The organism is Xanthocytophaga agilis (assembly GCF_030068605.1).
GTDB lineage: Bacteria > Bacteroidota > Bacteroidia > Cytophagales > 172606-1 > Xanthocytophaga > Xanthocytophaga agilis.
In genome coordinates, this window is the sequence record NZ_JASJOU010000003.1 from 388,314 (window position 1) to 407,620 (window position 19,307).

General features: G+C 37.4%; 16 protein-coding genes. 7 read left to right on the plus strand and 9 right to left on the minus strand.

The features are described from left to right. Positions 1 to 110 precede the first annotated feature (110 nt). The 8 genes from QNI22_RS11965 to QNI22_RS12000 all read right to left on the minus strand — a co-directional run bounded on the left by QNI22_RS11965 (position 111) and on the right by QNI22_RS12000 (position 10,144). Positions 111 to 647: an RNA polymerase sigma-70 factor gene (locus QNI22_RS11965; protein ID WP_314510866.1), complete on the minus strand. Its 537-nt coding sequence runs from the start codon at positions 645 to 647 to the stop codon at positions 111 to 113. 355 nt (positions 648 to 1,002) lie between these two features. Beyond that, positions 1,003 to 2,070: a Kelch repeat-containing protein gene (locus QNI22_RS11970; RefSeq protein WP_314510867.1), complete on the minus strand. Its 1,068-nt coding sequence runs from the start codon at positions 2,068 to 2,070 to the stop codon at positions 1,003 to 1,005. Positions 2,071 to 2,133: 63 nt separating this feature from the next. Next, on the minus strand, positions 2,134 to 3,417 hold the full coding sequence (locus QNI22_RS11975) for a DUF4270 family protein (protein WP_314510868.1): 1,284 nt from the start codon (positions 3,415 to 3,417) through the stop codon (positions 2,134 to 2,136). 339 nt (positions 3,418 to 3,756) lie between these two features. Continuing rightward, positions 3,757 to 4,470 (minus strand): LytR/AlgR family response regulator transcription factor, encoded by a 714-nt coding sequence (locus tag QNI22_RS11980; RefSeq protein WP_314510869.1) that lies wholly within the window; start codon positions 4,468 to 4,470, stop codon positions 3,757 to 3,759. 70 nt (positions 4,471 to 4,540) lie between these two features. Beyond that, positions 4,541 to 5,632 (minus strand): sensor histidine kinase, encoded by a 1,092-nt coding sequence (locus tag QNI22_RS11985; protein WP_314510870.1) that lies wholly within the window; start codon positions 5,630 to 5,632, stop codon positions 4,541 to 4,543. A gap of 195 nt (positions 5,633 to 5,827) precedes the next feature. Next, the gene (locus QNI22_RS11990) at positions 5,828 to 6,283 is read right to left on the minus strand and encodes a heme-binding domain-containing protein (RefSeq protein WP_314510871.1); all 456 of its coding nucleotides are present in this window, start codon (positions 6,281 to 6,283) and stop codon (positions 5,828 to 5,830) included. Positions 6,284 to 6,473: 190 nt separating this feature from the next. Beyond that, positions 6,474 to 7,037 (minus strand): YceI family protein, encoded by a 564-nt coding sequence (locus tag QNI22_RS11995; protein ID WP_314510872.1) that lies wholly within the window; start codon positions 7,035 to 7,037, stop codon positions 6,474 to 6,476. Positions 7,038 to 7,321: 284 nt separating this feature from the next. Next, positions 7,322 to 10,144, minus strand: a complete 2,823-nt coding sequence (locus QNI22_RS12000; protein ID WP_314510873.1) for a TonB-dependent receptor — start codon at positions 10,142 to 10,144, stop codon at positions 7,322 to 7,324. 440 nt (positions 10,145 to 10,584) lie between these two features. Between QNI22_RS12000 and QNI22_RS12005 the strand changes: the two genes are divergently transcribed. The 7 genes from QNI22_RS12005 (at position 10,585) to QNI22_RS12035 (ending at position 18,085) form a co-directional block, all read left to right on the plus strand. Continuing rightward, entirely contained in the window at positions 10,585 to 11,565 is a 981-nt protein-coding gene (locus QNI22_RS12005; protein WP_314031282.1) for a sensor histidine kinase, read from the plus strand. Further along, positions 11,562 to 12,305 (plus strand): LytR/AlgR family response regulator transcription factor, encoded by a 744-nt coding sequence (locus QNI22_RS12010; RefSeq protein ID WP_314510874.1) that lies wholly within the window; start codon positions 11,562 to 11,564, stop codon positions 12,303 to 12,305. The genes QNI22_RS12005 and QNI22_RS12010 overlap by 4 nt, the downstream gene beginning before the upstream one ends. A gap of 133 nt (positions 12,306 to 12,438) precedes the next feature. Next, positions 12,439 to 13,083 carry a hypothetical protein gene (locus QNI22_RS12015; RefSeq protein WP_314510875.1) on the plus strand — a complete coding sequence of 215 codons (645 nt, stop codon included), beginning with the start codon at positions 12,439 to 12,441 and terminating at the stop codon, positions 13,081 to 13,083. Positions 13,084 to 13,273: 190 nt separating this feature from the next. Next, complete coding sequence (locus QNI22_RS12020) at positions 13,274 to 15,046, plus strand: HSP90 family protein (protein ID WP_314510876.1); 1,773 nt, start codon at positions 13,274 to 13,276, stop codon at positions 15,044 to 15,046. 3 nt (positions 15,047 to 15,049) lie between these two features. After that, positions 15,050 to 16,150, plus strand: coding sequence for a hypothetical protein (locus QNI22_RS12025; RefSeq protein WP_314510877.1), 1,101 nt, complete (start codon positions 15,050 to 15,052; stop codon positions 16,148 to 16,150). 82 nt (positions 16,151 to 16,232) lie between these two features. Beyond that, positions 16,233 to 16,826: a hypothetical protein gene (locus QNI22_RS12030; RefSeq protein ID WP_314510878.1), complete on the plus strand. Its 594-nt coding sequence runs from the start codon at positions 16,233 to 16,235 to the stop codon at positions 16,824 to 16,826. A gap of 41 nt (positions 16,827 to 16,867) precedes the next feature. After that, a complete protein-coding gene (locus QNI22_RS12035) occupies positions 16,868 to 18,085 on the plus strand; it encodes a hypothetical protein (protein ID WP_314510879.1) in 1,218 nt (405 codons plus the stop codon). A 246-nt stretch (positions 18,086 to 18,331) separates the two neighbouring features. Here the strand turns inward: QNI22_RS12035 and QNI22_RS12040 are convergent, their stop codons facing one another. After that, positions 18,332 to 19,264 carry a bestrophin family protein gene (locus QNI22_RS12040; protein WP_314510881.1) on the minus strand — a complete coding sequence of 311 codons (933 nt, stop codon included), beginning with the start codon at positions 19,262 to 19,264 and terminating at the stop codon, positions 18,332 to 18,334. Positions 19,265 to 19,307 lie beyond the last annotated feature (43 nt).

Genomic DNA, 19,307 nt, shown 5'->3' on the forward strand with positions numbered 1-19,307 from the left:
ATATCCAACACACAGATTGATGATCTTGTAAATGCTTCATCTTATACTGTTATTTGATTATAAATAGCTTGGTATATTAAAACAGTAATCTTGAATAGCTTCTACAAAGATTAATCTGTATCTGTCAGTTGTGTTCGTAATACTTTCAAGGCTTTGCTGACCTGATTAGCCACAGTCTGTACAGAAATATTTAATTTTTGTGCTATGTCAGCATAACTCATTTCCTCAAAGCGACTTAGCTTAAAAATAATGCGGCACTGTTCTGGCAAGTCATCAATAGCTTTCATCACCTTTTTCTCTGTCTCATTTGCAAACACCTCTGGTTGTTTTACTTCCAGACGACCATCACCAATACTTTGACGTATGTATTTCGTTTTAATAGATTCATGCTTGATACGATTAAGGCAAGTGTTGTGGACAGCTCTATACAAATAGGCTTTTAATGTAAGTGTAATAATTAAATCTTCTCTCCTTTCCCATATCTTCAGAAACATGGATTGTACAATATCTCTGGCTTCATCTGTATCCTTAACAATAGTAAAGGCATACTCACAAAGAGTTCTGTAATACTGCTTAAACACAATCTCAAAAGACTGTTTGTCGCCTTTTCGAATTGCCTCAATAAGGTGCTGATCTGATACGCTCACAAATAATGGTTGGTATGGAGTCTCCAATAGATTCAAAGTATCAGCATTTGATTTCTATACCTGTATGACATTCTATTCAGACCTTACTACTACTTAGCACAAATATTATTTCTGTTTAGAAAGAAATACGAGAAATCAAAAGCACTACTTCAGATTAAAATATAAAATAATAAAGCAAAACTATACTTATACTCACACAACTCTATTAGTTAAATATAGCAGATAATTGATTATGCTAAATAACTTCAATCATCTTTTCATGTAAGCCTCAAAAAAAAACTACGAATAGCATATCCTTTTTATAAAAGTATACTATTCGTAGTTCTTTATATTTACTTAGCTTTAGAAAGCCTGATTACTCATCAGCGCAATCAACTTTTACCACATCTGGTGTAAATTGCCACATATCATCCAAAGCAGAACCTGAACTTGTAGAAGAAGCACCTGTCATGATATATCCTTTGTTGTCATAGGAGAATGATAACGGGAAAGAACGTGCACTACCACAATCATCAGAGAGCTTTTGTTTCTGATTCCAAACATCAGCAGTTGGTTCATATTCCCAGATATCTCCTAACTGAGTACTACCACTTAAGCCCATGAAGATATAAGCCTTGTTATTTATTACAAATGCTCCAGCCTGACTACGAGCAGTAACGTCACTTTCATCAGTTAACTGATCTTTCTTAGTCCATGTATCTTGTTCCGGATCATATTCGTAAATATTTTTCTGAAGCACACCATTGTTGTTACCAAAACCTACATATCCTTTTCCATTCAAGGTAAATGCTGTAGCACCATATCTTTTAGATCCTCCAAATGCACGTATCGCTGTCCATTTATCCTTCGAAGGCTCATATTTATAAAAGTCCTGAAGGTAGTTATCATTTACACCAGTACCTACATACGCAATATCATTTATAACAAAAGCAACTGCATATTGACGAGCATCTCCTAAAAATTCAGAGCTTAACTTTGTCCACGTGTCATTGGTAGGATCATACTTATAGAAATCTTTTAGATAATCAGTCTCAGTATCATTATTATAACCCAGACCAACATATCCAAATCCACCTGCAGAGAATGCAACTGCACCACTTCTTGGAACACCAGGAAAAGAAGCAATATTTTTCCAATTGCCATTGGCAGCATCATATACATTGAAATTAGTCAATCGATCTCCTTCTTTATCAATCCCTAATCCTGAGTATACCTTATCTCCAATCACAAAAGATACAGCACTATAACGGGCAACTCCAAAATAACCTGATTCAATCTGATACCAGTTTCCATCGGCAGGATCAGTACTATCCCCACCACAACTACTCAAAATAAAGGTAGAAACAAATAAAACTAAACTAAAGGCTATCTTTCTTGTAAAACCAGCCTCACCAGCTACTAATAGATTTCTTTTATGGTTCATAAGGTTTATATGATAATTAATAAAATACAATTTTTATTATTGTGATCCTTTATTTGCAAGGACTTATTTGGAAACCATTGTAACAAACACAGTCAGCTTCATTGGTTTATTTGCAGATTTCTGGCTGCCAAATACTAGTCTGTCTACACCCAGTGAAGTAGAATAAGGCATAATTAATAACCCATTCCATTCCGATCCGGTACTTTTCAGAATAGAGTTTACATATTCGTGTAATTCGAAGGAATAGGCTTTATCAGTTGTTGTATAGTCTGTTGTGTAACTTACTACCTGTTGAGTTGTACTATAGCTGGTATACAAAGGAGATAAAGCTTTATTTTTTGTAGAGGCATAATACATAGTCAACTGAGAAGGCAACGGAAGATTAGAAGGGTTGGCTCCTGAAGCTGGCTTTACAGTTAAAATAGCCTGATTCAAACTAGCATATCCTACATTCTGCAATTGCTGAATACTAGGAAAATCAATACGAGTAGCAAAACCTAAACTTTGTTGCAGATATAACTCCTCATTTGTCTCAGCAGAGGAAATGATATCTCCTTGCTTTTGAAGATTTGCCAGCTTTCCAGGGCGATTGAGTGCCTGTATCTGATTAAACTTCAATGTAGAACTTAATGGAAATGTCTGTATAGCTTCTGTTACACTTTGTTCACTGTTGGTATGATAATACAACTTTAACATAGTACTATCGGACTTAAATCCCAATACGGCGGCATTATCATTAGCACCATTTAGTAAGGCTAATCCATGTAAAATAATCTGAAAGTCATCCTGATCCTGTAACTTGTCTGCCTTAGCAGCATTAAATAGTGCCAAGCCCAAATCATCAGACATCCGGATTGTCAGATTTTTACCTAACCTGGGTCTGGCTTTAAATCGTTTATTACCTAATGATTCAGATAAAACTGGGACAGAACTGGTATTATAGTAGGTTCTCTCATCGTCCAAATCACTTTGCAGACCATGCAAAGAGATTGTTTGAGATTGTGTTGTATCTCCATACCAGTACTCATAACTGGTAGAAAACACTAAGGAATCATACTCTATCTTATTGTTGTCGTCTGTCAACTTAAAAGAACTGGTATGGCTAAGTTCAAAATAGGGTATAGCCTGCACTGTACCTAACTTAGGGTCAGTATATCTTCCAGCTAATAATCGACCATTTCCACCTGTAGTAATAGAATCAAGAAAAACAGTTGAAGCTCTTACTGTAAATGTATCCAGCACCTGGATCTCTACATTCTGATCTTTATCAGCAAGCTTGATCCCCACACTATCATCTCCTTTCTCACAGGCACTTAGTCCCACAACTACCAAAGAGATCAGACACAAAAAATACAGCCAGTGGTACTTGTTAAAATTGTTTTTGTTAGTCATCAATAATAATCCCTATTATGCCGAAAATAGTTGTACTTTACAAAACATGAGCTAAACCTTCAGGAGGAGGAGTTTTGATTTGCCCCATGAAGATACAGATCTGATGCCCATTTCACTTATTTAAAACAGAGTGTACTCCAAAATATTGTGCAAATATGCAAAGACAAATCAGAAGACTCGCAAAAATAGAGATAGAAATATAAAAAGCAAAGCAGTATCGTATTCCCAACTGTTAAATGATGTTAAATGATGAATATCCCGGATCACAAAGCTCTTCTATCAGGAAGTGTCGGCTTATTCAATTTTACTGAGATTTATTTTCGAAAGAAAGGCTTCACTATAGTGTTCACTGATAGGAATAAATACCTCTCCTAGCTTAATTTTCTGATTACGAATACAATCTATTTTATCAAGCGCCACTATGTAGGAACGATGTACACGAACAAATTGTGAAACAGGCAGATTCTCTTCCAGTGATTTCATTGTCATTCGGGTAACCACAGGTCGGGATTGCCCTGCCAGATAGATTTTAAGATAATCTTTCAGGCCTTCAACATACATAATCTCAGACATCTTGATTTTTACAAGAGAATAATCTGCATGTACAAAGAAATAGTCGTTTTCTACAGCTGGCTTTATTTCCTGTTTTCGCAGGGAAAACAATTCATAAGCTTTGTTAGTAGCTTTCAGAAAACGTTCAAAAGCCACAGGTTTTAACAAATAATCGACCACATCCAGATTAAATCCTTCCAGTGCATATTGATCATAAGCAGTAATGAAAATGACCATAGGTGAATAGGACAGGCCTTGCAACAACTGTACACCTGTAATCCCAGGCATTTGAATATCTAAAAACATCAGATCAACCTGTTCATTACGCAATGCATCCATAGCCTCAAATGCATTTTTACATCTTTTCACAAGCTTCAGATAAGGTATCTGCTGAATATTATCTACCAGCAAATCCAAAGCAAGACTTTCATCATCTACAGCAATGCAGTTCATCATAAAGTTTTTTATAGCGTTCTGGCTTGACCAAAAATTGTATATAGTTGAGATATCCTACAACATGAAGTATCTATAAAGTACTTTTTTTCAGACTTAGTACTCTATCATGTTTAAAATCAAGTTCTAATATAACCTGATAGATTGTGTCCTGTTGAATAACTTCAAGAGAATGTGCATCTGGGTATAGCAAATCCAGCCTTCTTTTTACATTAGCTAACCCTATCCCTGAAGCTCTGTCCTTTTTTTCCTGAAATAGCTGATTAACTTTATTTTTTATAGTAAAGATCAACCTTTTTTCATTTGCTTCTAAGGTAAGCTCAATAATTGGTTGCTCAATCATCCCTACCCCATGTTTAAAAGCATTTTCGACAAAAGGTATCAACAACATAGGTTCTATAGATTGTGACGCCATAGGGTGGACTATTTCAAAAATTATTTTGACATCATCCCCAAACCGAAGTTTTTGTAAATCAATGTAACTCTGCAGGTATTGTACTTCTTTATCCAGGCTTACCTGAGTATCAGCCGACTCATACAACATATATCGCATCAGTTCAGACAATTTAATAATAACAGGTTCAACTAATTCCGATTTCTTGCGGGCCAGAGCTGCTAGGCTATTTAAGACATTAAACATAAAATGCGGACTCACCTGTGACCGCAAGAACGACAACTCTGATTTGAGTCTTTCCGTTTCCTGTTCTTTTCTGTTTTGTTCCATAACCAGGTTATCAGAAACAATCCGGAAACTGGTACTAAACGCCCACGTAAAAAACAAAGGAAAGAGATTGCCTATATGAAAAGGCCTTTTAAAGCCTCCCCGTACAGGATTATGCAGATGAAACAGATATTCACGAATAGAATGATTGATAATCAGTGCCACAAACACTACACCCAACACGAGAAATATATACCAGACAATCCCTTTCTTACGCAATATCTTCGGAATCAAATAGTAGGCATTGATATAGAAAAAGGGAATATCCAACAAATTAAATATCAGGAAATAATAGTCAGGTAATGATGGGGGTCGCGGGCCAGGATTTGGAGGAGGATGATTTCTAAAGACCAGCGGCGTTGCCAGAAATAAAACCCAGAAGCATACGTGAAGTATAACAAAAAGAGTAGAAGAAAGAACCGATTTAGACCGAATAGACACCATGCAAAATCTTAAAAACCCACACAAGTTTAGTGATAATACTCAGGTATTTATCCGAAAATAGAAAGAAAGGTAAAATATGTAGACTAACGTATCAAATGTAGCTATAAGTAAAATGATTTACAGGATCTCAGTAAACCATTTTACTTATATGTATACCCGATTATATTACTTATCAGTTATATTCACTTGTATATGTCAAGGCAGTTTGATTTTTTGCCTTTCTCCCTTTACCCAATCTACTATTGTTTTTATTTGTGTTTCATGGAGTTTGGCATCCTTGTGCAATAAAGTATAAGAGGATATAGGCATATGGCCTTCTTCTACTTCCTCTGCTATTTCTTCCAACTTGTGATCCATTCTTTTGGGTTCGTACTGAGCAAAGTCTGAAAAATTCAGTTCTCTCTTTCCTTCATCCACATGATGACTCAACCACAAACCAATAGGATTTATGTTTGCATACCAGGGATATTCCGTATGATTAGAATGACAATCAAAACAGGCTGTTTTTAATAGTCCGGCAACTTCCGGAGTTACCTGAACATAGTGAGTGTAATCTTTTTCAGATTCAGCAGACCCTAAATTTCGTTCCGGGCGGATAAACTGGATTAGAACCAAAATGGCAACAACAATAAGTAAGATCTTTTTCTTCATACATTTACTTGACTGAAAATCATAAGGTATAACTATACCTGTAAGAGAAGAGTGGGGAAATAATTACTATGAAAATAAACCAAGGCTTGTATCTTTTACTATTATCCTGTAAAACGGTGTATTAGTACTATATGCAGCATAAGGTTGCTTCAATAAGAAGACAACCCTATACTTATTGAATTTTGATCCATTACTTATTGATCTCAATATTTGCTACAATATTTACTTCATCGCTAATTACAGCGGCAGGTGCAGAACCAAGATTGAAATCAGATCGTTTGATAGTTCCCAGAGCTTTAAATCCAGCGATAGTTTTCTTGTTCATAGGATGTGTAGTAGTGCCATTGAGTGTTACATCCAGAACAACCGGTTTGGTTACACCATGTAGTGTCAGATCCCCAGCCAGTTTGTATTTTTTTCCTTCTGCTTTTTTAATAGAAGTACTTTTAAAAGTAAGAGTTGGATATTTGGCAGCATCAAAAAACTTATCACTTTTTAAGTCTTTATCGCGGTTATCATTATCTGTATCTATACTATTCACATCCGCAGTCAATTCCACTACAGCATCGGAAAAATCGTCTTTAGAAGAAGTAACTTTGAGATCAAAATTTTTAAATGAGCCATCTACTTCCGAAACCATCATATGGGTAACATTAAACCCTAATTTTGCATGAGCTTTATCCAAAGTCCAGGTCTGACCGAAAGTAACAATGGTACTACTCATGAGAGCAATGGTAAAAATGATTTTTTTCATGATTTAACACAGATTAGGTGATACAGATAAAAACAAATTTTACACTCCTCATATTTATTTTCTGCTCTATGTGTCAGCAACTAATGGGAAACTAGTCGCTAAACTTTGTATTGGACAAGGTAAACAAAAATATAAATATTCACACAATCAGATGGTATTATTCTAATTCTTCTTGAACACTTGTAGCTATTGCTGAGGAAACGGAAAAAAAAGTAGTCAGGCTGGAGAAAATCTGGTTTTTAGAAATAAAAAAAGACCTGACTGTATGTCAGGCCTTTTTCTAGTTAACTATCTTTTTTGGTTGGAGCAATGATTTCTTTATCCTGAATACTTTTTGCATTTTGTTCAGGAGCAGGTTTATCTGCGGGTTGTCCTTCCAATATTTCCGAATGAAGTTGCTTTTTGAATGGCTGGATGCTTCCGGAACTATCCTTTATCGTTGAATCTTTTTTGAAAGAATCTCTCTTGAATTGTGTACTGTCCCGTTTAACTCCATCCTTTTGTCCCGGATATTGACCGCCTGGTCTCTGTCCTCCCTGCTGAGGTGCTCCTTGTCCTGGAGGACGGCCTTGCCCCTGCATTTGCTGACGGCCTCCCTGACCTTGTCCTTCGCCTCCTCCCATACCTCCACCACCATTGTCACCACCTTCTTTCATATCATCATTATTAATAGATTTTCTCCGTCTTGGTGCTGAATCAAAACTCATCTTACCAATACGATAGCTGAAGGTGATTTTAAAGTTCATGTTATGCATCTCGTTCACACTACGTTGTGTAAGAATAGGAGAGTTCAATTCTGTACGAATACGCATAGCTGTTGTGAAGAAGTTTTCAGCACCAAATCCAATACTGCCTTTTTTGTTCTTAAATTCTTTGCGAATTCCTAAGCTATAAATTCCAAATCCCCCCTGTATCCCTTGTAGTTGTACCTGACGGCCTCTATAGAAGGAGAATGCCTGTATACCCCAACCGTTCTTAATAGTGTAGTTTCCAAAGAAACGGAAGTTATACACCCAACCTTCATTGCTCGCCCGATAAATAGGGTTTGGATTATTATTATCCAATACTGAATAATACACATCTGTTCCACCGTTCAGAGATAGTTTATTGGAAAGATTAATGTTGACAAATAAGTTTACTCCATAAGAGTTCTCACTTCCAATATTCTGATATGTAGTACGAATTCCAGTGAGAGAATCTGTAGGATTGACAAACAAATCCCGTACACTTTGTATCGCATCATTGGTATTTCTAACAAAAGCAGCAAAATTCAAAGATGTAGTCTTGATAGTAGTATTATAACCTACTTCAAAGTTATTAGTATATTCCGGTTGTAATCTTGGGTTACCTTCTGTTATATTCAGCTGGTTAGTTCGTTGAATATTAGGGTTTAGAAACTGAATAGAAGGACGTTGAATCCTACGGTTATATGAGAATTTGATCATATTTCCTTTTTTCAGTTTCTTGGAAATATTCAGGCTAGGTACTAATACTCCATAAGATGGAATATCTATATCTGCCTCGTCCTGCAAATATGCATGGATTGTAGTATATTCATAACGCCCTCCCACTTTGAAACTATAATTATTTTGTGTACTAAAGGTATAAGAAGCATATCCTGAAGTAACATTCTGATTATATGTCAGATTATTGGAATAGACATCATCTGTTATAAGTTGAAATGACCCACCTTCCAATGCTTTAAATGTTTGAAAATCGCTGGTTACTTGCCGCATTATATTCTTTGCACCCATTTCTAACATTTGATTCTTTGCAATCGGATTTTGATAGTCCAGTTGTAGTGTCACCTCCTGGTTATGGCTATCATTTATATTTTTCTGAGAAGCAGTATCTACTGTTTGTGAAATACTTAGAAAATCGTTAGTGCGATTATTACGGCTATACAATGCAAGAATACTCAATTCTTTCTGAGGCTTTTCAAACAAATGAGTATACGTTAAATTTAAATCTATCGTTCCTGACAGATCTTTCACCTTTACGTCACTTACATTACTTGTTGGTGGAGTACTCAGATCATATCTGGTAGATAATGTTGTTAAATCATCCTGATAGGATGTATTATTTCTAACGCCATATTGCACAGAGGCAGATAGAAGATTATATTTATTAATATCATAGTCCCATCCCAGTGTATAACGGCCAAACATACCATTGTTACGGGTATTTGCTTTTTGCGTATTTAAACCAGTCTTAGTTTCCTGGCTGTTTTCATATTTTCCATTCACATTATAGTTACCACGACCAAACCCACCCAGAGAAAAGCCCATCTTACCTTTACGGTAGCTTCCATTCAGACCCAGGTTTGCTCCTCTTAATCCTGCACTACCATCTATATTCAGAGACATCCCCTGCATATTGTTCTTTTTGGTAATGATATTGATGATACCGCCAGAACCTTCCGCATCGTATTTGGCAGAAGGAGACGTAATTACTTCAACAGACTTAATCTGATCAGCAGGGATTTGTTTCAATGCATCGGCTATACTTCCTGCTGTGATAGTAGATGGTTTGTTGTTTATTAACACTCTGATATTCTGGCTTCCACGCATAGAAACGTTTCCATCCATATCTACTGACAACATAGGTACGCGTCTCAATACATCTGTTGCATCTCCCCCTTTGGCAGTTGCATCATTTTCTGCGTTATACACTGTGCGGTCTACTTTTTCTTCAATCAGGTTACGTTGTCCTACAATCTCTACCTCCTGTAACTTCTGTGTTTGAGAAGACAGATAAATCTGTCCCATATTCACATCAGAGCTTTTATCTGTTATGGCAGGCAGTTTAATTTCCACTGTGTTGTATCCAATAAAACTAATCTGTAAAGCAAAGTTTCCTTCAGATACTTTGGCCAATGTAAACTTTCCTTTATCATCGCAGACAGCTCCATCTACAGGCTTTTTAGTGGCCGGATTGATCAGTGCTACAGTAGCGAAAGGAACCGGTTCTTTGGTAGTCGAATCAATGACAGTACCTGTAATACGTACACTACCGCGAGGTGCAGATGCTGTTACTTGAGTTTGGGCCCAAACAGCGGGGGTCCCCATCGTTAAAAGTGTTAAGATTAACACTAAAATTTTATACATAGTATTATTGGTTTGAAAATACTTCATATCAGCTAGAGATTCACTCATCGTTCTGTCAGAATAAACACAAAGAAATACACAATGTTAAGACAGGAGAAACCTCATTAGACTATCAGTTTGTTATACTCTACCGTTCGGCCAATTATTCGACAAACTAGTCTGACGAGAAAACTACGGCGATTATCGATCAAAAATGTCTGATTGTATAATAATGGCACAGATTAAGGATGAACGGTAAAGATGACTTAGTTAATTCGCACTTTTTCACGTTATTTGAGTAAGGTGCTTTACCGCTACAACCATACTTTTCAGCTAACGTATACATTGTCCTTACTATCATTGAGTATCTATCTGATATCTTACAGATAGAATTGCCTGGGTCTATGCAATCATTGAATCAACACAAACGTGTCCTCTTAATGCACTTATCATTCTGGTGCATGTATCTTTCATTTTTTAGTTATCAGCTTAGCTTTTACCAGAAAGACAATATTAACTGGCCACGATTCCTGACCATTGTAGCCATACAACTGATATTTACGTCTATTCCAGCCTATATAAACTATTTCTTTTTTCTTCCGAGGTTTCTGGAGCAAAAAAAAGCAGGAAAGTATTTGCTGGGATTTTTGTTGCCGTTTGCCTTATTATATATCATCAGGATGTATACAGAACGTTATTTGCTGGACGGATTCACCCACAAATATGAGTATCTGTATGGTCCCCGGTTCATAATCCAGACTATTGTAGTCACGCTTTTTATTACTGTTTTTGTGGCTATGCTGCGTTTTGCCATTGAGTGGTTTGAACTGGACTCCAAAAAGAAATCTATTGAAAATGAGAAATTATCCGCAGAATTACGCTTTTTAAAAGCCCAGATTAATCCTCACTTTCTCTTTAATACACTCAATAACCTCTATTATCTTGCTTTTACTCAATCTCCTAATACAACAGAAGTCATTGCCAAACTCTCACAGATGATGCGCTACATGATCTACGATTCCAATCACCCGCGTGTGATGTTAAGTAAAGAGATTGAGTATATGGAGAATTATATTAGTCTGGAGAAACTCAGATTGAACAATCAGATTCCTATTCATTTTGAAGTGCATGGTACCACCGGACATGTACTGATTGTGCCCTTGATTCTGATTACATTTCTGGAAAATGCATTTAAACATGGTGTCAGTAATAATAACCCTGAGGCCTGGATCAATGTAAAACTGGAACTTCAGGGTACAGAATGCGTTTATATTGTAGAGAACAGTAAATTACCTGACAAAACGCTGAAGCCAGAGAAATCCGGGATAGGCCTGCAAAACGTCCAGCGACGATTAGACCTTAGCTATCCGGAAAATTACAGTCTGAAAATAACAGACACATCTGATCGCTACCGGATTGAACTTAAACTGAATGCTGCATGAACCTGACTTGTGTTATAGTTGAAGATGAACCCCTGGCTCGCAATCTCCTGACTCAATATATTCATAAGGTTTCGTATCTTACACTGGTACATACCTGCTCCAATCCTATGGAAGCACTTGAATTTCTGAGAGATAATAAGGTAGACATATTATTTCTGGATATTCAGATGCCTGAAATAACAGGCATTTCTCTTCTGAAAATTCTGCAAGTAAAGCCCTTGGTGATTCTCACTACTGCCTATTCTGAATATGCATTGGAAGGATACGAACTGGATGTGGCAGATTATCTTCTTAAGCCCATCACCTTTGAACGTTTTCTGAAAGCAGCAGAAAAAGCGGCGGGTCGTCTTACAACACCTAGTCAACAACAGCAGACAGAAACTTTACCTGATAAGCCATCTTCTGAACCTGCTTCGCCTTTTATATTTGTAAAAGATGGGACAAAGCTGGTCAAAATCCGTCTACAAGATATTTTATATGTAGAAGGGTTAAAAGATTATGTAACCATCCACACCCATCATCAGAAAGTTGTGAGCCTGCAAAGGCTAAAGTCACTGGAAGAGCAGCTTCCACAGGATCGTTTTCTTCGTGTACACCACTCATACATTGTAGCACTGGAAGGAATTGACGCAATTATGAAAGAGAAAGTTCAGATTGGCAACGCCCTCATTCCTATTGGCGACACCTACCGGAAATCATTTAAAGAGTTTATTGAACGTAATCATTTGCAGTCAGATTAGCGAACTTCAAAACCGCTGAAATGCACTCGAAATTGCCATAATAAAACTCCTGTAATACCAAATAGATAGGCTTTTTTTCGTATCTTGAGGGAAATTAAATCAGTATTTATTTCCTTACAGCTATAGTCTATTTATGTCCAGATACCATACAAATTCAACCGCTATTCGTAAAAACAGATCAGAATATTATCGTTTGAGAGCCTATGAAGCACGTCTCAATGAACAACTGCACCATATGCTCAAACGTATCAAAGCGATCCAGGAAGATGAAGAAAGATCTCTTACCAATAAAAAGCTTCTCACCTATTTACTAGCTCAGGCAACCCTGCAAAAAGCCGAACTGGAGGCCCAACCCGATTCCAAAGAACACAATAAGCAACTCAAAAAAGCAGAAAAAGAGTTTAAAGAAGTCGATGCCAGGTATAAACGCAATGAGTATCATCTGGCTGTGTTGGAGAAAAAGAAGGACAAAGACAATGCAGCGAAATATATTTTGAAGGAAAACAAACGGGATCAGGTTTCCATCCGTATCCAGATTGCCTATGATACCTGGATGCAACTGGAACAGGCTCAGCAACAAATCAATCTGAAGTTAAGTAAAGAAGCTCAATCCATTACAGAATCAGTTACAGATAATACAACTCTTGCTTCAGCGTTAACTTCTGTTTTACAGTCCTCTTCACACAATGAAGAACTAATAAAGTATTGGCTTATTCGGGCAGTTGCCATCCAGCGTGTTCTTCTAGCATCCCGATATACCGCTTTCCGAAAAAGGTAAACCTACAACTATCCTATTTATTACACAGCCTCTATGATTCACGTGGTTACCAACCTACCATGTAGGGTATTTATTTGCCTAATAGAACCTGTATGTTTGTAACATTTCAGAGAGTGATGCGTATTTTGCATGTCTCAGATATACTAACACTATAATTACATTCAGTAAACTTTTCTGCCACACGCTTATTATGGAAAACTCTATTTTTCAGGTCAATTTATCTGGAATCTTAAAAGTATTATCTGACAGCTTATACAGTAGCTGGGAGGTATTTATCCGGGAATTATTACAGAATGCCAATGATGCTATTACTGCCCGAAGCCTGAAAGAAAGTTTTAAGCCAGTTATTGAAATCGACTTTTTTGAAACAGGTACATCCAGAGTGTTGCAGATCAAAGACAATGGTATTGGTCTTACAGCAGACGAGATGACAGAGTTTCTGTCTAAAATCGGCTCCAGCTCTAAAAGAAACACATCCGATATGTTTGATCGTGAACAACAGTCGTTTATTGGTCAGTTTGGTATTGGGCTTCTCTCCTGCTTCATGGTCTCTGAAAAAATCGAAGTAGAAAGCACAGCATGGAATAGTACCTCAACTATGCGCTGGATTGGCAATACCGATGGCACCTATGCAATAGAACCAACAGATTATAACGGATATACAGGCACTAAAGTACGCCTGGCAATCAAGAAAGACATCGCACTTACGTCTGACAAGCTAACCTTTCTACTTCATAAGTACGGAGATTATCTACCTGTACCTATAAAATATTCATACAATGCCGGCTCTGAGATTACTTTTCAAAAGGAATTTCCATGGCTTACCCGTTCTACGGGTAGTGAAGCGCTCATGCTAGGTAACCGTGTATTTGGAGAAAGGTTTTCTCATTATTTTCCTATTCAGGATAGCAAAGGACAAACACAGGGTTTAGCGTATGTCCTGCCTCATCGCACACATACAACCAGTGTCAGCAAACATGTACTGTACGTCAAACGCATGTTTATTTCTGACTCTTGTGGAGACATCTTACCTGATTGGGCCTTTTTTGTACGGGCAATTCTCAATTCAGATAACTTAAGCACGACAGCGTCCCGTGAAGATATTTACCATAACGAAATACTTGAGGAAGTACGTGAATCGTTGGGTATCAGTATTAAGAAGTATCTAAAGAGATTAGGCGATTCAGATCCGGAAGCTATGCAGGAAATTATCGTTACCCATGCGCAGGCATTGAAGTCACTGGCATTGGAAGATGATGATTTCTTTGCTTTTATCAAAAACTGGTTCATATTTCCGACCACACAAGGTGATCTTTCCCTAAAACAGATCCAGCAACAATCCAGCTCTATTCTTTTTGTTTCTGATCTGGACGAATTCCGGCAGATTGCTCCTATTGCCAGAGCCAACAACCAGCTGGTAATTAACGCAGGATATATTTATGATACCCCAATTCTTTTAAAGTTACAGGAGCGGGATCATACAGGAAAGACTCGCCAGATCAATCCGGAATACTTTGGCAATATTCTCAACGACATTGATATTGAGATCTACGATCTTATACGTAAACGCATTGATGTGCTTCAAGCTATTCTGATTGAGTTTGATGTAGAACTGGACATTAAAGCATTTTCACCGGAGCATGTTCCAGCCATGTTACATATGTCACAGGATGCCATTCAGAAAAGAGATTTTAAGAGCATCCGTGACGAATCAGATAGTTTATGGGCTGGTGTTTCAGATGCCATACTTGACTTTGACCCGGGATTTCGGGCTAAATTATTTCTGAACTATAAAAATGAAATCGTAAAGAAGCTTTTGTATACGGAAGCCTCAAAGAAAATAGATCCTTATATACAAATGCTGTATTTCAATGCCCTGATGATGGGTCATTATCCATTGTCCGGCAAAGAACTGGATCGTATGAATGAAAACATCATGATACTACTTAACACCAATCTATAAATAATGAGTTACTCACTGGAAACTCTTGAGGAAGTACAAGAGGTAGTTGATATTCTGTCCTATGGTAAAGAGTCTGAAGAAAATGAAAAAATTCTTCAGAAATGCATTCAAAAAGCACAGTTCTTCAAAGACAAAGATCTTGAATTTGAGGCTCGTATTGCTTATATCAGACAAGTAACCTGGTTACACAAACCAGATAAAACCATAGCTATTTTTCCGTGGTTGCTAAAACGAATGGATGAAGGTCACAACAAGAATCATCAGTATTCTGTTTTATGGATGTATAAGTGGGTCATTATAAAGCTGCCATGTTATGCGTCTGTCTCCTTACAGCAAATAGAAGACTTGCAACAGGATATGGAAAGGCGTTTTCTGGACTATGGTACAGGCACACGCATAATAGATTACTTCCGGATGATTGTCTATGCTCATCTCGGGAACCTTTCCAAAGCACAGGAGCACCTGAAAAACTATCTTCAGGATACCAGCAGCTGTCTGCTGGATGATTGTGACGCCTGTCAACCAAACAATGTGCTGGATATCTATTTGAGTTTACGGGATTATCCTGCATTCCTGCATACGGCTCAACCATTGTTAAATGGTACCAAAAAGTGTAAGGAAGTACCTGATTATACCTATTCCAAAACTGCAATGGTAAATTTGCTATCTGGCAATACAGAGGTAGCAAAAGATCATGCTATTCTGGCCCGAAAGAAAATTCCGCTTACCAGTGCAGTACTGAAAGAAATGGGGTATCTACTGACATACTATGCACTCACAGAAGACTTCATAAAAGGTCGGGCGGTCATTGAAAAACAAATTGGATTTTGCACTAATACCCAACCTGAAGCCTATCGCTATCAATTTCTTTTGGGCTTTCTTCTTTTTATGAAAGCCTTACAGAAAGCAGGCAAAAAAACGATCAAGCTTAAAGTGCCAATTGCAGATGTACAGCCAATCGAAGAAGATACGTATGAAGTAGCCTCCCTGATCACATGGATTGAAGGACAATGTCAGCAGATTGTGCAAAAGCTGGATCAACGCAATGGAAATACATTTTATTCAGAAGATATGACCTATTATCTTTCTCTTATTCAGAACTGATACAGTACTTTTTTCAGAAACAGATAAATATTCTTATCTTTATCTGTTTCTGAAAAGATCATCGTCTTTATACCCTATCACTATGAATACGAAATTTATTCTGGCAGGTATCTTTACTTTTATCTGTATATTTTCCAATGGGCAAACCAAACTTATTGCCCATAAAAGCCATAGTGGTAGCGTCGAAACTTTCGGAACTGCTCTGAAGAATGATTTCTTTGATCTGGAAAGCTCCAACTTTGGGGAGGTCCCTTACCATAAACGCCCTAAACATATCCTTGACAGTGTGGTGTTTGTTTCAGATACGATTACAGTGTTAGTCTGCAGTAATAAATCTAATAGCCCTGGCAATCAGTCTGAAAAGTATGCCATTACTCTTAGCAATCACCCTATTGTATCCAAAAAACATTCCAAAAAGAAGATAAAGACCTTCCTTCAGGAAGAGTATAACTTTCAGAATTCTCTTGATTCAGTCCCATTTATAGAATACAAAGAATCAACTACCAAGTTGCCCAAAAACAAAAAGAAAGAAGGCTCTTTTTCTTTGATACCTCAAAACACAAATCATCCTCCTCTTGATAGCTCAAAGCTACTACTTGTTGGCTTGGTTGGTGTACTTGCTATACTTACAGCATTTATATCTTTAAAGTGGAAGCAGCTTATATTCTGGAACTGATAGCCAATCTTTTTATAGCAGCCTACTACTATTAACTCTCAATGAGTCTGAGTCATTATCTACAGACAGGAATTTATCTTTTCGCATTTCTGTGTGTTCTATTTATTCCATTTCCTTTTATCTTCTTCCCTTTTCAGGAAAAGTATACCCAATTTCTTTTTGGAGGCTTGATTCAAGTCATTGCGCCAATAGCGGGTATTGAGAAAATTCATTCTGGAATTTCTTCTGACTCAACCTCATTATATTTCCTGCTTCTGCTCTTACTTATCCTATCAGGAGGTCTGTCTTTTTTGTTTGAAGCATCCAAAAGATGGAGAGTTCATAGAGGAGCTATATTCATTCTGTTGCGAAAAGTTTTTTCTTACTATCTGGCCTTGCAGCTTTTGAAATATGGAGTAGATAAAATTTTTAAAGCACAGTTTTATCTGCCAGAACCCAATATTCTCTATACCCCTTTCGGCCAGTTAAGTAAGGATATTTTATACTGGAGCACAATAGGCACCTCGTATCTATACAATGTAATTACAGGTTGTGTTGAGGTCTTGGCAGCTTTATTACTGCTCTTTCAGAGAACGCGCGTAGTAGGTTTGCTCCTCTCGATTGGAGTCATGATCAATATTGTTACCATCAATATAGGATTTGATATTTCAGTGAAGCTTTATTCCTGCTTTCTTTTACTGCTGGCTCTAATTGCCTTGTCTCCGCAAGTCAGTCTACTCTATCAGTTTTTCATTCTGCAGAAACCAGCAGCTTTAACCGTTGAAGATTCTCCCGTTCTGTTTCCTCATCAGGCTCTTATTCAACGTACACTTAAGCTATTCATTAGTAGCCTCTTTTTTCTGGAAGCCCTTTATCCTTATAGGCAGAGAAAGACTTTTAATGATGATCTGGTAGCAAGACCATTTTTACACGGAGCCTACCAGGTACAAACCACATCTAGGGATTCTGTTATGCAAAATCCTTTCTCTTCCATAAAACGCTTTTTTATTCATCGCAATGGATACATTATTTTTCAGGATCAGGCTGACCAGATGAAAGATTTCAAATTACAGATTGACAGCGCATCTCATGTATTTGTATTGACAGATTATACCATGCACCAAACTCAGATCAGGTATGAGTATAACAAACGGGATAGTCTGTTAATCCTTCATTATAAGATTCAGGATAAACTCTATATCATTCAGGGGAAGGCACTAAACTGGAAAAGCTTACCTGCACTCAAAGATGAAATACACTGGACGATAGAAAGTAACTGATCCATTGTATAGTCTCTTCTGAGAACAAACAATGGATCAGATATTTTTAGGTTAATGCTTAGTGATCAATAATACCTGCTTCAAATTCACATACCTCTTTTAGTATTTCAAGTGCCGCTTTTATACCACTACATTCATAGTGTTCACATACAATTACATGTTCCATTCTCAGTAATTCCGCTACCTACCTTGGTTATTATCTAGTGGACGTTGAATGGTTTATAACATAAAGGGTCTGAGACTTTGTTAGAATACCTTGGTATATAAATCAGTAGTTGCTGGCTGAGTTACTGGAGCAGACTGGTCGACAGATAGTATCTCAAAAACATTGGTTGTAATTGTTTTTGCAATATCTCCTGTGGGCAAGTCATTACAATCCAGTCCAAATGGCTCCTCTATCTCTGCCGCCATTATTTCAATACCGATAAATGTAAAGAAAATAAACGTGACCAGCGGAATAGTAAAATACCCAAAGTCCTGAATCAGACCAAAAGGAAGCATAACCGAATAGCCCAGAATCAGTAATTTGATGTATACACTGTATGAAAACGGAATAGGTGTTTTCTTGATCCGTTCACAAGCACCTGCCACATCCATAAATACCTGCATATGTGGTTTGAAATTGATCATATCTGCGTCCCCAAGAGCACCACTCCGGTAAACAACCTGCACCTTCTGGTGAATCAATGAGGCTATGTGATTGGGAATATGTTTTTTGGTTTGATACGAAGCCTGATCTTCTGGTGTAAAATGGATTAGTTCACTCCATATCACCCCTTTCCGCAGATGTTCTTTCAATGAAATGGCAAAATTGGAAATCAGAATAGCCAGCTCTTTTCGGCTTTGCATATCTTCTTTTGGAAAAGTAGCATGAATCATGATAGCCAGGTTACGGCTATTATTTACCAGTGTTCCCCACAGCCGGCGTCCTTCATACCAGCGGTCATAGGCACTATTGGTCCTGAATACCATCAATACACTGAGTACAATACCTAATAGCGAAAAGATAGTGGATGGGATGGTAAACTCTTTAGGCCATACTTCAATAAAAAGAACACAAAAAACACTTGTAAAAGCTGCAACACCAGCAGCACCCCGTAGAATGCGTCGCATGGTCCAGCTACGTGTTAAATGGGAAATGTCACGCCAAAAGTTTTGGTTTGTTTCGTAAATGATCATGAGGCTACGATAATGGATAAAAGAAAAAGCACTAGTTGCGGCT